Origin of the sequence: Amycolatopsis sulphurea (assembly GCF_002564045.1) — a bacterium.
GTDB classification, from domain to species: Bacteria; Actinomycetota; Actinomycetes; order Mycobacteriales; family Pseudonocardiaceae; genus Amycolatopsis; species Amycolatopsis sulphurea.
In genome coordinates, this window is sequence record NZ_PDJK01000002.1 from 1,955,877 (window position 1) to 1,968,430 (window position 12,554).

Annotated in this window: 11 protein-coding genes and 2 tRNA genes; 4 read left to right on the forward strand and 9 right to left on the reverse strand. The window is 68.1% G+C overall.

Annotated features, from left to right (window positions below; genetic code table 11):
- Nucleotides 1–102: 102 nt before the first annotated feature.
- Together ATK36_RS15125 and ATK36_RS15130 are read right to left on the reverse strand one after the other, a co-directional pair.
- Entirely contained in the window at nucleotides 103–342 is a 240-nt protein-coding gene (locus ATK36_RS15125; RefSeq protein ID WP_141544444.1) for a hypothetical protein, read from the reverse strand.
- 239 nt (nucleotides 343–581) lie between these two features.
- Entirely contained in the window at nucleotides 582–1,046 is a 465-nt protein-coding gene (locus ATK36_RS15130) for a Panacea domain-containing protein (RefSeq protein ID WP_098514907.1), read from the reverse strand.
- Between the two features lie 384 nt (nucleotides 1,047–1,430).
- Between ATK36_RS15130 and ATK36_RS15135 the strand changes: the two genes are divergently transcribed.
- Nucleotides 1,431–1,658 (forward strand): hypothetical protein, encoded by a 228-nt coding sequence (locus ATK36_RS15135; protein ID WP_141544445.1) that lies wholly within the window; start codon nucleotides 1,431–1,433, stop codon nucleotides 1,656–1,658.
- A 20-nt stretch (nucleotides 1,659–1,678) separates the two neighbouring features.
- Here ATK36_RS15135 and ATK36_RS15140 read toward each other — a convergent pair.
- The 5 genes from ATK36_RS15140 to ATK36_RS15160 all read right to left on the reverse strand — a co-directional run bounded on the left by ATK36_RS15140 (nucleotide 1,679) and on the right by ATK36_RS15160 (nucleotide 6,354).
- Nucleotides 1,679–1,752, reverse strand: a tRNA-Arg gene (locus ATK36_RS15140).
- Between the two features lie 41 nt (nucleotides 1,753–1,793).
- Nucleotides 1,794–1,883: transfer RNA gene (locus tag ATK36_RS15145), tRNA-Ser, on the reverse strand.
- Between the two features lie 66 nt (nucleotides 1,884–1,949).
- Nucleotides 1,950–3,659, reverse strand: a complete 1,710-nt coding sequence (locus ATK36_RS15150) for a phosphatidylglycerol lysyltransferase domain-containing protein (protein ID WP_098512060.1) — start codon at nucleotides 3,657–3,659, stop codon at nucleotides 1,950–1,952.
- 43 nt (nucleotides 3,660–3,702) lie between these two features.
- Nucleotides 3,703–5,682: an acetoacetate--CoA ligase gene (locus tag ATK36_RS15155; protein WP_098512061.1), complete on the reverse strand. Its 1,980-nt coding sequence runs from the start codon at nucleotides 5,680–5,682 to the stop codon at nucleotides 3,703–3,705.
- 39 nt (nucleotides 5,683–5,721) lie between these two features.
- Complete coding sequence (locus ATK36_RS15160) at nucleotides 5,722–6,354, reverse strand: dienelactone hydrolase family protein (RefSeq protein ID WP_098512063.1); 633 nt, start codon at nucleotides 6,352–6,354, stop codon at nucleotides 5,722–5,724.
- A gap of 103 nt (nucleotides 6,355–6,457) precedes the next feature.
- Between ATK36_RS15160 and hisC the strand changes: the two genes are divergently transcribed.
- A complete protein-coding gene (gene hisC / locus ATK36_RS15165) occupies nucleotides 6,458–7,516 on the forward strand; it encodes a histidinol-phosphate transaminase (protein WP_098512064.1) in 1,059 nt (352 codons plus the stop codon).
- Here the strand turns inward: hisC and ATK36_RS15170 are convergent.
- Complete coding sequence (locus tag ATK36_RS15170; protein ID WP_098512066.1) at nucleotides 7,509–8,270, reverse strand: sulfite exporter TauE/SafE family protein; 762 nt, start codon at nucleotides 8,268–8,270, stop codon at nucleotides 7,509–7,511. The two genes, hisC and ATK36_RS15170, sit on opposite strands and share 8 nt — an antisense overlap.
- A 153-nt stretch (nucleotides 8,271–8,423) precedes the next feature.
- Here ATK36_RS15170 and ATK36_RS15175 point away from each other — a divergent pair, with 153 nt between their 5' ends.
- Both ATK36_RS15175 and ATK36_RS15180 read left to right on the forward strand, forming a co-directional pair.
- Entirely contained in the window at nucleotides 8,424–9,236 is an 813-nt protein-coding gene (locus tag ATK36_RS15175; protein WP_098512067.1) for a class I SAM-dependent methyltransferase, read from the forward strand.
- Nucleotides 9,237–9,438: 202 nt separating this feature from the next.
- Complete coding sequence (locus ATK36_RS15180) at nucleotides 9,439–10,917, forward strand: adenylate/guanylate cyclase domain-containing protein (RefSeq protein WP_098512069.1); 1,479 nt, start codon at nucleotides 9,439–9,441, stop codon at nucleotides 10,915–10,917.
- Nucleotides 10,918–11,396: 479 nt separating this feature from the next.
- Here ATK36_RS15180 and ATK36_RS15185 read toward each other — a convergent pair whose 3' ends face one another.
- Nucleotides 11,397–12,380: a beta-ketoacyl-ACP synthase III gene (locus tag ATK36_RS15185; RefSeq protein WP_098512070.1), complete on the reverse strand. Its 984-nt coding sequence runs from the start codon at nucleotides 12,378–12,380 to the stop codon at nucleotides 11,397–11,399.
- Between the last annotated feature and the right edge of the window lie 174 nt (nucleotides 12,381–12,554).

Consider the following 12,554-nt stretch of genomic DNA (forward strand, 5'->3'; position numbering starts at 1 on the left):
CAATGGCCTGTGGCTGCGGTCGGCCCGGCCGACGGGGAACGTGCGGGGGAAAGGCAGGCCAATGATCAAGTACGTGGTGAAATCAAGGCACGCCGATCCTGCCTAAGTGTGCTTTTTGCGGCTCGGCCAGATCTCGTGGTGCGGATCCCACCACAACGCATAGAACCTGGACTGTTCCTTGAAGCCGTACAGCCGTCGTTCCCCTGCAATTCGCAAACAGTTGATCTCGTCGCGGTCGTCGTACTCAAGCTCGCTCAACCGGTCGTTGGCTTGCTCGTTGGGCAGCGGCAGAGGGTAGGTTTTGCCCAAACCATTACCGCTAAAGACCTGGTAGACGGTCATCGACTCGAACCCCCGTATGCGATCGAGGAGGCCTGCGTGATCTGATTTGCTGATATCCGTCAGGCACCACGGCCCACCAACGTCAACCCGGCTGAAGAGGATTACCAGCTTCGAGTCTGGTTCAGAGGGTGTGAATTCTTTCCGAGGCTTCTTGCCTTGCCATATTGCACCGACAGCGATCGCGCGGGGTGTTCGCTCGTTCCTCGGCTGCACCTTCGCCCTCGGTGTGCCTTTCCGGCTCACACTTCCTCGGCGGCTTCGCTTGTCAGGCTGTCGTAGTACTCGTACATCGAGGCTCGTGTGATTTCAGCATCACCACGCTGACCGTCATTGAGCCCCGCATTCTTCCGCGCATCTCGCCAAGGAGCCTCGCGATGCGTCAACTCACTGAGCCAGTGAGCAGCCTTGTCACCATACGAGTCCAGGACGATGTCAACGGTCTCGGACTCGCTGTCGGTGAGGCGTGACGGATCGCCCCCGAGTTTCTCGCCAGCCTGCAGCTCCCAGCGCTGACGGTGCTCCCCGTACAGCTTACGGACAACCGGACCATTGGCCCAAGCTTCGATACGTTCGGTGAAGAGGGGCTCTTCTTCCCAGACCAGGTGCCAAGCTTGGCTGTAGTACACGAGCTTCTGAAGCTTCATCGCCGTCATCGGGCCGCGCCGACCGAGAATGTAAGCGGCGACGTCTCGCACGTCTGCCATGATGTCCCTCCTCACCAGTTATCCACAGACCTGCCCACAGGTGTGATGCGGGCTGTGTACATACCTTCTCATACGGCAACGCGTTCAGCCGACAGGTCATCCTCGTATCGCCAGATCATGCACGAACACAACATGGAGACCGGTCTTGACCGAAGGATCGTCGGAAAATTTCGACATCTGCCCGTGAACCCAGGGAAGGGTGGCGCGCGTCACGCCTGTGGACAACCCCTCGACCGCACCCCTGTTCCATCCTGAGACCCCCTTTCATCCAGGATCCAATGATAGAACGTATGTTCGAGAAGCGCCAGGATGGGTCCTCGTCTTCACCTAGATGTGGAAGCCTTCTCGTTCATCCGTCGACCTGACGTCAGGGAGGCCGACGGGATGGGGACCGGCGCCTGGCGCGCCCCGGTTCAAGCAGCGATCGGCAACGTCCGGACGCCTGCCATCAAGGACGAATTGATCAATACGAGCACGATCAAGGACATCGCTCCACTGCTCGAACACCGCGCGAAGACCAGGAGGGCGAAGCCGTGTGCCCTGGCGACGGGGATGTTCCGCCTCGACAGGGTCATACAGCAAGAAACCCCCTGTCGCCAGGAGGTTTCTTGATATACTGTCTCGACCAGACGTGCGCCCGAAGGGATTCGAACCCCTGACCTTCTGATCCGTAGTCAGATGCTCTATCCAGCTGAGCTACGGGCGCGTGTTCAGTTGTAACCTAGCACCTGCCGGAGCAGGAACCAGCGGAGGCTCCGGGATTTGAACCCGGGAGGGGGGGTTACCCCCAACCGCATTAGCAGTGCGGCGCCATAGACCAGACTAGGCGAAGCCTCCTGGGTCCGAACGACCACTGCTCAGATAGGTTACACACCTGCCCCGACCACTGCGAAGCCACCCCCCTCAACGGTGCAGCAGGCGGCGCAGCCAGGGCGAACGGCCGCCGAGGCCTTCGGCTTCGAAGGTGGCGATGCCGACTCGGGGCAGCGAACTCACGCCGGGGTACACGAGGTAGCGAGGGACCCAGCGGGGGCGGAACTTGGCATTGAATCGGTACAGGCTCTCGATCTGGATCCAGCGGGAGAAGAAGTGCAGCGCCTTCGCCGACATCCGGGCGACGGGGCCGGCGCCGATCCGTCTGCCCTGTTCCATCAGGGCGCGGAAGGCGGCGAAGTTCAGCGACACATGATCGATTCCGTGATCACGTGAGTACAGCAGCAATTCCGAGATCATCAGTTCGTTCACGCCGTTGTCCACGTCGCGGTCCCGGCGCATCACGTCCAGCGAAAGGCCCTTCTCGCCCCACGGTACGAACTGCAGGACGCCGCGCGTACGGCCGTCCTGTTCCGCGGTGACCAGTACGGAACCGGCATCGCCCATCCGGCCGAGGGCCATCGAGAAACCACGTTCGGTCTCGGTGCCGCGCCAGGCGGCGGCCAGCTCCGCCAGTTCGTGTAATTCCTCTTGGCGCAGGGTTTCGGCGCGGCGCACGAGCACTTTGTACCCGGCCCGTTTGGTTCGCGAAGTGGCCTGCCGCACGCCGCGCATGGTCCGGCCGTCCAAAGTGAACGTCTGGGTGTCGACGATGGCCTCGTCCCCTATTTCCAGCACATCCAGGCCGAACCGCGCCCACACCGTGGCGCCGAGTTCGGACGCGCCCATCGCGGCGGGCAGCCAGGCGTTGCGGCGGCAGATCTCCAGGTATTCCTCGATCGCCCCGGGCCAGGCCTCGTGGTCGCCGAGCGGGTCGGCCGAGGTCAGGGCGACGCCGGCGATCACCCGGAAGGTGACCGCCGCCTTTCCCGACTTGGAGAACACCGCGAACTTGTCCCGGCGCAATGCGAAATAGCCGAGCGAGTCCCGTTCCCCGTGTTCGGTCAGCAATGCGTGCAGCCGGGACAGCTCCTCGTCCGACAGCTCCGGTGCGGGTTCTGCCGAGCGCAGCAGGAAATACGCGGCCAGCAGCACCCCGCCGAGGCTGAAGACCAAGCCGACGGTCGCGGACAGGTCCTCCAGCCATTCCGCGTGGAACACCGCGGGGCCGCTGACCCCGGACAGCGCCAGCGCGGACTGCGCGAGCCGCTGCGGGAAGCTCAGCGGATCGAGCATCCGCGGCGAGGCCGCCGAAAGCAGCAGCACGTTGATCACGAAACCGGACAGCAGCAGCTGCGCCAGGACCCGGACAGCCCGCCACCGCCCGACCGTCGGGTCCGGGCGGGCGATGAAGTACGGCCGGGTGGCGAGCAAGCCGATCAGCAGCAGCACCGTGACCACGCCCGCGCCGAACACGTGCCGCAAACCCAGGTGCGCCAAGGTCAGCAGCGCGGTGAAGCCCACCGCGAGCTGCCACGCGCGGCGCTTGCGCCGGCGCAGCCCGGCTGCGAGCAGGATCAGCAGCACCCCGGTCACGATCGACACGGCAGCGGCGGCGGTCGTCGCCTCCTGCGGAAGTTCCAGCCATTCCGCCAGGTGACCACGCAGATCGCGGCCCGCCGGGAACACCACCGCGACGATCGTCGCCAGCCCGGCGAGCCGGGTGATCCACGTGATCGCCACGACCGACGTGGTTCCCGCCACCTGCCAGGTGTGCTGCCCGCGAGTCCCCGTCACCACGCGTGCAACACGTACGGCCCAGCCATGCTTCCCCCGTTTTCCCTCACTCCACGGCGAACTCCACGAACGGTGTCAGCGCCGCCGGATTGGCCAGCGCGTCCCTGCTCACCGCACTCTCCGGCGCGACTCCGGAGAGTATCCGCTTCACCGGTACCTCACATTTCTTACCGCTCAAGGTACGGGGAATTTCGGCGACCACCACGAAACGGTCCGGCACATGTCGCGGCGACAGTGCGTTGCGCAGTTCTTTCCGCAGGTCCGGCTCGATTTCGGCGAGGGTGACGCCGGGGGTGAGCACCAGGAAACAGAGCAGCCTGCCGTCCTCGTTGCCGACCGCCGAGGTGTCCACCACCAGCGAGTCGGCAACCTGGTCGAAGGCCTCCACCACCCGGTAGAACTCGGCCGTGCCCATCCGCACGCCGCCACGGTTGAGCGTGGAGTCGCTGCGGCCGTAGATCACCGCGGAGCCGCGCCGGGTGAACCGGATCCAGTCCCCGTGCCGCCAGACCCCCGGGTACCGCTCGAAATACGCCTCGCGCAGCCGGGAGCCGTCCGGATCGGCCCAGAAGAACACCGGCATCGACGGCATCGGCTCGGTGATCACCAGTTCGCCGACCTCCTCGACGACCGGTTCGCCCTGCTCGTCGAACGCCGCCACCGCGGCACCCAGCATCGGGCAGGACAGCTCGCCCAGCCACACCGCGACGTCCGGCGCCGCCCCGACGAGCGCCGCGCACAGGTCGGTCCCTCCGGAAACCGAGCAGATCTGCACCGACTCACCGATTTCCCGGGCGATCCACCGGAATCCCTCCACCGCCAGCGGAGAACCGGTCGAGCCCAGGACGCGCAGCGCACTCAGGTCGTACCGCTCGGCCGGTTTCAACCGGGCCTTGAGACAGCTCTGCACGAACGGCGCGGACGTGCCGAAGTAGCTGATCCGGTGCTGTTCGGCCAAGTGCCACAACACATTCAGGTCGGGATACCCGGGACTGCCGTCGTAGGCCACGATGGTCGCGCCGACGGTGAGGCCGGAGACGAGCAGGTTCCACATCATCCAGCCGGTGGTGGTGAACCAGAAGAACCGATCCCCCGGCCCGAGTCCTTGCTGCAGGCCAAGTGTCTTGAGGTGCTCGACGACGATGCCGCCGTGGCCCTGCACGATCCCCTTCGGCAGCCCGGTCGTGCCCGAGGAGTACAGCACCCACAACGGATGCGCGAAGTCCACCGGCTCATACGCGAGCGCACCGCCGCAGTGCTCGGCGAGCCACGCACGCCAGCCGATCGTGCCCTCGATGGTCCCTTCACCGACGTAATTCACCAGCACCGTGGCCGACAACGACGGAATCCGTGCCTGCAACTGCCGGACTGTGTCGCGAATGTCGAACGAACGCCCGCCGTAGACGTATCCGTTCACCGCGATCAGGACCTTCGGCTCGATCTGGGTGAACCGCTCGGCGATCGCCCGGATCCCGAAATCCGGGGAACAGCACGACCAGATCGCGCCGAGCGAAGCCGTGGCGAGAAAGGCGATCAGGGTCTGCGGGCAGTTCGGCGCGAGGGCCACCACACGGTCGCCCTTGCCGACGCCGAGCGCGACCAGTCCGGCGCGCGCCGCGGCGACCTGCGCGCGGAGATCGCCGTAGGTCAGCTGCTCGGTGAACCCGTCCTCGCGATGGAAGATGACGGCCGGCTCGTCATCGTCCTTCGACGCTCCGGCGACCCCGGGGCGGAGGGCGTGCTCGGCGTAGTTGAGCGTGCCGCCCTCGAACCACTTCGCCGCCGGCATGGCGCCGGACAGCACCGTGTGCGGCTGGTCGTACCAGCGCACACCGAAGAATTCCGCGACCGCGGCCCAGAACTCCGGGATGTGCTCCACGGAGTAGCGCCACAGCTCGGCGTAGCCGGCGAGATCGGTGTCACGGTTCGCGCGCAACCAGTCGCGGAAGGCCTCGATCCTGGTGTCGGCGACCTGTTCGGGCGCGGGCCGCCAGAGCACTTCGGGCACATCGGGATTCGGCGTCACGCACAGAAATTAACTGTGACCGGCACCACCGGCAAGCGCTCAGCGCAAGTGCGCGTCGAACCAGTCGAGCGTGCGCTGCCAGGCTTCCTGCGCAGCTTCCGGATCGGCGTCGAAGCGGTGGTTCGCGCCCGGGTAGCGGACGACGTTGGTGGCCACCTTCGCGGTCGCAGCGGCCTCCCGCAGCTGCTCCACCTCGGCCTCGCCGGCGGCGTCCCCGGCGTCGCCGAACATGCCCAGCCACGGGCTGGTCACCCGGCCGGCGATCGCGACCAGCCGGGGCAGCTCGGCGACCGCCTGCCCGCCGACGCTGACCGCCGCGCCGAGCTTGCGGTGCGACGCGACCAGCAACGCCGCCGTGCCACCGAGATCGAAGCCGACGACCCCGCGCAGGTCCGCGTCGACACCGTGGTCGAGGAGCCATTCCAGGGTGAGGTCGGTGGCGTCGAGCAGATCCTGCCGGGTCAGCCCCTCGTCCCCGGCGAGGTGCGGGGTGACGGTGAGCCAGCCCTCCCCGGCCAGGCTCTTGACCAGCAGTAACACCCCGTCGGTCACGCCGTGCCCCTCGTGCAGCACGATCAGGCCACCGCGGACGGCACCTTCCGGCTCGGCGAAGGTCAGGCGCACACTGTGGCCGTCGGTACGCTGGTGATCCACGGTGGTCGTCGACGTCATCGCCTCATGCAATCACCTCCGGGTGAATATGGGGAACCTTTGCGGATCGGCCGAGGCGAGATACGGTGACCGCGCTGTCCCAGCTAGCCCCAGGAGACCGACGATGCCGTCTCTCAGCCCGCGTTCCGACCTCGAATCGTTGCCGAAGTACGTCCCCGGCCGGACGATCGAAGGCGCTATCAAGCTCGCGAGCAACGAGGTGCCCGGCGGGCCGCTGCCCAGCGTGCAGCAGGCCGTGACCGCCGCGCTGACCACGGTGAACCGCTACCCGGACAACGGGGCGCAGGCGCTTCGTGAGCGGCTCTCGCAGGAGCTGGACGTGCCGCAGGAGCGGCTCGCCATCGGCTGCGGTTCGGTGTCGCTGTGCCAGCAGATGATCCAGGCGGTCTGCAGGCCGGGCGACGAAGCGCTGTTCGCCTGGCGCTCGTTCGAGGCTTACCCGATCGTGGCCCAGGTGGCGCACGCGGTGGGCGTGAAGGTCCCACTCACTCCGGCGCACGGTCTCGACCTCGACGCGATGCTGGCCGCCATCACCGAGCGGACGAAGCTGGTCTTCGTCTGCAATCCGAACAACCCCACCGGCACCGCGCTGCACGCCAAGGAGATCGAGCGTTTCCTCGACGCCGTGCCGCCGCATGTACTGGTGGTGCTTGACGAGGCGTACAAGGAATTCGTCACCGATTCCGAGGTGCCCGACGGCGTCGAGTTCACGCGCACCCGGGACAACGTCGCGGTGCTGCGCACGTTCTCCAAGGCGTACGGGCTGGCCGGGCTGCGGGTCGGCTACGCGGTGGCCCCGGAGCCGATCGCGCAGGCGCTGCAGCAGGTATACGTCGCGTTCTCGGTGAATTCGCTCGCGCAGATCGCCGCCATTGCCTCGCTGGACGCGGCGGACGAGCTGCTCGCGCGCTGCCGGGACATCATCGCCGAGCGCGAACGGGTGCGGAACGCGTTGCTGGAGATGGGTTACGAGATCCCGCCGTCCCAGGCGAACTTCGTGTGGTTCCCGCTCGGCGAGCGCACTGTCGCCTTCGCCGAGCACATGCTGGACCACAAGCTGATCGTGCGCCCGTTCGCCGGCGACGGGGCCCGGGTGACCATCGGCACGCCGGAGGAGAACGATCAGCTCCTGGCCGCGGCGCGGGAGTTCGCGGCTATTTGAGCACCAGCTGCACCACCGCGGCCAGCCCGATCACCACGATCACGCCACGCAGCACGGCGGGCGGCAGTTTCCGGCCGATCTTCGCGCCGAGCTGCCCGCCGATCGTGGATCCGAGCGCGAGCAGGCCGATCACCGGCCAGCTGACCGGGGCGATGCACGCGTAGATCACGCCGGCCACCACGTTGATCACCGCGGAAAGCGCGTTCTTCACGCCGTTGAGCCGCTGCAGGGGTTCCGAGAGCAGCATGCCCAGCACGGCCATCATCATCACGCCCTGTGCCGCGGTGAAGTAGCCGCCGTAGATGCCGATCACGAACAGCAGCCCGAACAGCAGCGGCCCGGGCGTGTGTTCCTTGCCGTTGGCGGCCCGGCGGCCCTGGACCCATTTCGCGACCTTGGGCTGCACGATCACCAGCACGACGGCGAGCCCGACCAGCACCGGGACGATCGCCTCGAAGGCGTTGCGCGGCAGGGTGAGCAGCAGCACCGTGCCGCCGATCGCGCCGAAGAACGAGGAGATCGCGAACCGCACCACCTGCGGCCAGTACCCGGCGAGTTCGGCCCGGTAACCGTAGGCCCCGCTGATGGTGCCCGGCGCGAGCCCGACCGCGTTGGACGTGGTCGCCGTAACCGGCGGATACCCCAGCGCGACGAGCACCGGGAAGGTCACCAGCGTGCCGGACCCGACCACCGCGTTGATGGTGCCCGCCCACACCCCGGCGACGAAGATGATCAGGGCGTGCCACCAGCTCATGGATGGGACCATAGGCACTCGTCGGGATCCCGGCGACGTGATGTGGGCGGACCGACACCGCTTCATCCGGGCGCGGACGATCGGATGCCGTCCCCGGCGCGCGGAGCTACTCTGTTCACAAATTTCTGAAAAGAATAGCCAGGGGGCGATCCGGTGGAGAAGGTGCGATTCACCAAGGAGAAGGAGACCATGCTCGGCACGCTGTACGGGCGTGCCCTCGACGCGCGGCGGGCGGATCCGGTGCTCGGCGACACCGCGGCCGACGAGGCGGTGCGGCGGATCGAGTACGACTTCTCCCGGCTCGGGGTCAACCAGGACACCGCGATGTCCGTGGTGATCCGGGCGCGGGCGATGGACGAACTCGCCAAGGCCTGGCTGGACCGGCATCCGGACGCGGTCGTGCTGCACCTCGGCTGCGGGATGGACACGCGGGTCTTCCGGCTCGACCCGCCGGCCACCGTCGCCTGGTTCGACATCGACTACCCCGACGTGATCGCGTTGCGCGAGCGGATCTACCCGGCGCGGCCGGGCTACGCCACGATCGGCTCCTCGGTCATCGATTTCGCTTGGCTGGAGCGGGTTCCGGCGGATCGGCCGACACTGATCGTCGCCGAGGGGCTGACCATGTACCTCACCTCGGCGACCGGGACGGAGCTGGTGCGCCGGCTGGTCGGGCGGTTCCCGTCCGGACGGCTGATCTGGGACTTCTTCAGCACGCTCGGGATCAAAATCCAGTTTCTCAACCCGGTGGTCCGCCGCGCGAACGCGAAACTGCACTGGGGCATCGACGATCCGCACGAGCTGGAGCGCTACGGCCTGCGGCTGCTGTCCTGTTTGGACGCCACCGGCTGGGCGAGCCCGGAGGTGGCCGCGCGGCTGCCGGCGGGCTCCCGGCTCGCGCTGCGAGCGAGCACGCTCGTTCCCGCGCTGCGGCGGATGGGCCGGATCGGCGAGTGGGAGTTCTGACCCCGCTGCCTCGGTAAACCGCCCCAAGGCGAACCTCCTGACCACCCTCCACTCCGTACTCTCCCGGAGACGGAAGCTGTGAAGGGTCCCTTCACGGACTCTGAGTCCGTGAAGGGGCCCTTCACGGCCTTGAACTTGTCGCGGTGACGGCCCGGCCGTGGGTTTTCTCGCTCCCGGCCGAGAAAACCCATACGATCGGCGGGTGCGCGGAAAGACGGCGGGGCGGTTCCGGCTGGTTCTGCGCACCAGTCTGGGCTTCGCCGCGCTCGGCGTCGGGTCGAGTGTGGCCGGTGCGGGCGTGGTGGCGTTGCTGCTTCTCCTGCAGGGCCTGCCCGCGGACGTCGGCAGCAACGGCTGGATTCTCGGCGCCACCGCGGGCGGGGTCGTCGCGGTGAGCCTCCTCATCGGCACGCTGTGGACGGCGTACCTCCAGCGCCGCACGGTCGTCTGGTTCACCCGCGGGCAGCCGCCGGGCAAGGACGAAGCGCGCCGCGCGTTGCGATTGCCGGTGGACATGGCTGTGGTCAGCGGCACCCTGTGGCTGCTCGGCGCGCTCGCCCTCGGCGTCCTCGCCGGGGTGCTGGGCTCGCTGCGGGACGCGGCCGGGATCGCGCTCACCATCGGGCTCGGCGGGCTGACCACGGTCGGCCTGACCTACCTCGCCGCGGAATGGGTGGCCCGTCCGGTGATGACCATGGCGCTGGACGTGCTCCCGCTGCGGGGATCGCTGCCGGTCACCGTGCTCACGCGCCTGATCGTCACCTGGGCGCTGGCCTGCGGGGTGCCGTTGATCGGCGTGCTGCTGGTGGCCACGCCGCCGGACCTCAGCCAGACGGACCCCACGCCGAGCCTGGTCGTGCTGTCGGTCACCGGGCTGGTCACCGGCGCGCTCGGCGTCGCGCTGCTGGCGCGGGCGGTCGCCTCTCCGCTGCACCGGCTTCGGGTGGCACTGGACCGGATCGCGCGCGGCATCACCGACGTACGCGTGGACGTGGACGACTCCAGCGAGATCGGGATGTTACAGACCTCGGTCAACGACCTCGTCGCCGGACTGCGTGAACAGGACCGCATGCGCGACCTGTTCGGTAAACACGTGGGCACCGACGTCGCCCGGCACGCACTCGAATACGGCGCCTCGCTGTCCGGGGATGTCCGCGAGGTCACCGCGTTGTTCGTGGATGTCGTCGACTCCACCGCGCTGGCGTTCCGCACCCCGCCGCAGGAGCTGGTGGACAAGCTGAACCGGTTCTTCGCCAGCGTGGTCTCCGCGGTGGACGCCCGCGGCGGGCTGGTGAACAAGTTCCAGGGCGACGCCGCGCTGTGCGTGTTCGGCGCGCCGACCCGCCTGGCCGACGGCCCGACGATGGCCTTGGCCGCCGCACGGGCGATCCGCGACGCCGTGGTCTCCGAGGGAGAACTGGACCTGGGTATCGGCGTTGCCACCGGGTCGGTGTTCGCCGGTCAGCTGGGCACGTCGAGCCGGCTGGAGTACACCGTGATCGGCGACGCGGTCAACGAGGCCGCCCGGCTCACCGAGGACGCGAAGTCGGTGCCGTCACGCATCCTGGCCGCCGAGGTGACGGTGAAAGCCGCACTGGGCGGGGAACGCGAACACTGGCGGCTGCACGGCGAACTGCATCTGCGCGGCAGGCACCAGTCGACCCGGGCGTGGACCGACTGAGCCCTCCGCCAGGTCAGCTGTCGGCAGGTCTGTGAAGGGTCCCTTCACAGACTCTGAGTCCGTGAAGGGACCCTTCACAGACTCAGTCTTTGTGCCCCGCTGGGGCGCCTGGTTCGGGGTGCAAATAGGGAGTGCCTCAGCAGTCCCATAAGAACCACGCGCCCCAAGAGGGTGATTTGGTACCTATTTACGGGTCAGGGTTCAGGGCCCCGGCAAAGTTGATCGAGGACCCGTGATCAGCAGACAGAGCCATGGCTGCCCGACCGGTTTCGGGTCCGTGAAGGGGCCCCTGACGGACTCAGAGTCCGTGAAGGGACCCTTCACAGCCCTCCGCAGCTGCGCAGGGCCCTCCACACCGACTTTGCCGACACCCACGGACTTTGAGTCCGTGAAGGGGTCCTTCACGGACTTCCCGCCCGGCGAACGGGAGAACGGGAGCGGAGCGGCGTCAGCGCGGCGCCGCTCCGGCAGCCGCGGGATCAGGCCAGCGAAGGCCAGGTCAGCAAGGTCGCACCCCAGGTGAGACCGGCGCCGAACGCGGAGAGCAGCACCTTGTGGCCGGGCACCACGGTGCCTTCGGCGACCGCGTCGGCCAGCGCCAGCGGGATCGACGCGGCGCTGGTGTTGCCGACCCGGTCGATGTTCGCGACCACCGCGTCCGCGGGGAGGCCGAGCTGTTTCGCGGTGGCCTGGAGGATGCGGATGTTGGCCTGGTGCCCGACGAACCGGTCGACGTCGCCGACCATCCAGCCCGCCTGCTCCAGCACCGCACGCGAGGACTCGGCCATCCGGGCGCAGGCCTGCCGGAACACCGAGGTGCCCTGCATGACCAGGTACCGCTCCCGGGGGTCGGCGGGCACCGGGCAGCGCGAACCGCCCGCCTTGACCCAGAGCAACTCCGCCTGCTCGCCCTCGCTGTGCAGATCGATCGGGCCCAGCGCCCCGCTCTCGCCGGGGTCGCCCGCCCGCAGCAGCAGCGCGCCGGCGCCGTCGCCGAAGATCGGCACCGTGGTGCGGTCCTCCGGGTCGATGAGCGAGGTGAAGACGTCCGCGCCGATCACCAGCACCCGCTGTGCGATCCCGCTGGAGATGAACCCCGCCGCGGTGGCCAGCGCGTAGAGGAACCCACTGCACACCGCGTTCACGTCGAACGCGGGCACCGTGCCCAGCCCGAGCCGCGCCGCCACCTGGGGCGCGCTGGCCGGGCATACCTGATCAGGGGTGGAGGTGGCCAGCACCACCGCGTCCGCGCTGCCGCCGCGGAGCGCGTCGCGGGCCGCCCGGACCGCCAGCTCCACTGTGGACTCACCGGGCCCGGCCTTGCGCCGCTCCCGGATCCCGGTGCGGGTGCGGATCCACTCGTCGGTGGTGTCCAGCCGGGCGGCGATCTCGTGGTTGGTGACCACCTGCTCGGGCAGCGCACCGCCCCATCCGGCGAGCACGGCGGCACGCGCCGGCGACACTCCAGCGACACTCACGACGGAACCTCCCAGTCCGGCGGCGGCGGTTCCCCCGGCTGTGTCTCTTGTATGGGCTACCACCCGGTAGACCAGTCAGTTGTGATGCAGGTCACTGAGAGACCTCTTCCACATTAGCTCGATAGGAGGTAGTAAGCGCAGCTCCGCGGTGGTGGATCA

Excerpts from the sequence above, each read along its gene's own strand:
- ATK36_RS15125 (WP_141544444.1), bottom strand. The coding sequence starts at position 342 with ATGACCGTCTACCAGGTCTTTAGCGGTAATGGTTTGGGCAAAACCTAC.
- ATK36_RS15130 (WP_098514907.1), bottom strand. The coding sequence starts at position 1,046 with ATGGCAGACGTGCGAGACGTCGCCGCTTACATTCTCGGTCGGCGCGGC.
- ATK36_RS15135 (WP_141544445.1), top strand. The coding sequence starts at position 1,431 with ATGGGGACCGGCGCCTGGCGCGCCCCGGTTCAAGCAGCGATCGGCAAC.
- ATK36_RS15160 (WP_098512063.1), bottom strand. The coding sequence starts at position 6,354 with ATGACGTCGACGACCACCGTGGATCACCAGCGTACCGACGGCCACAGT.
- hisC (WP_098512064.1), top strand. The coding sequence starts at position 6,458 with ATGCCGTCTCTCAGCCCGCGTTCCGACCTCGAATCGTTGCCGAAGTAC.
- ATK36_RS15170 (WP_098512066.1), bottom strand. The coding sequence starts at position 8,270 with ATGAGCTGGTGGCACGCCCTGATCATCTTCGTCGCCGGGGTGTGGGCG.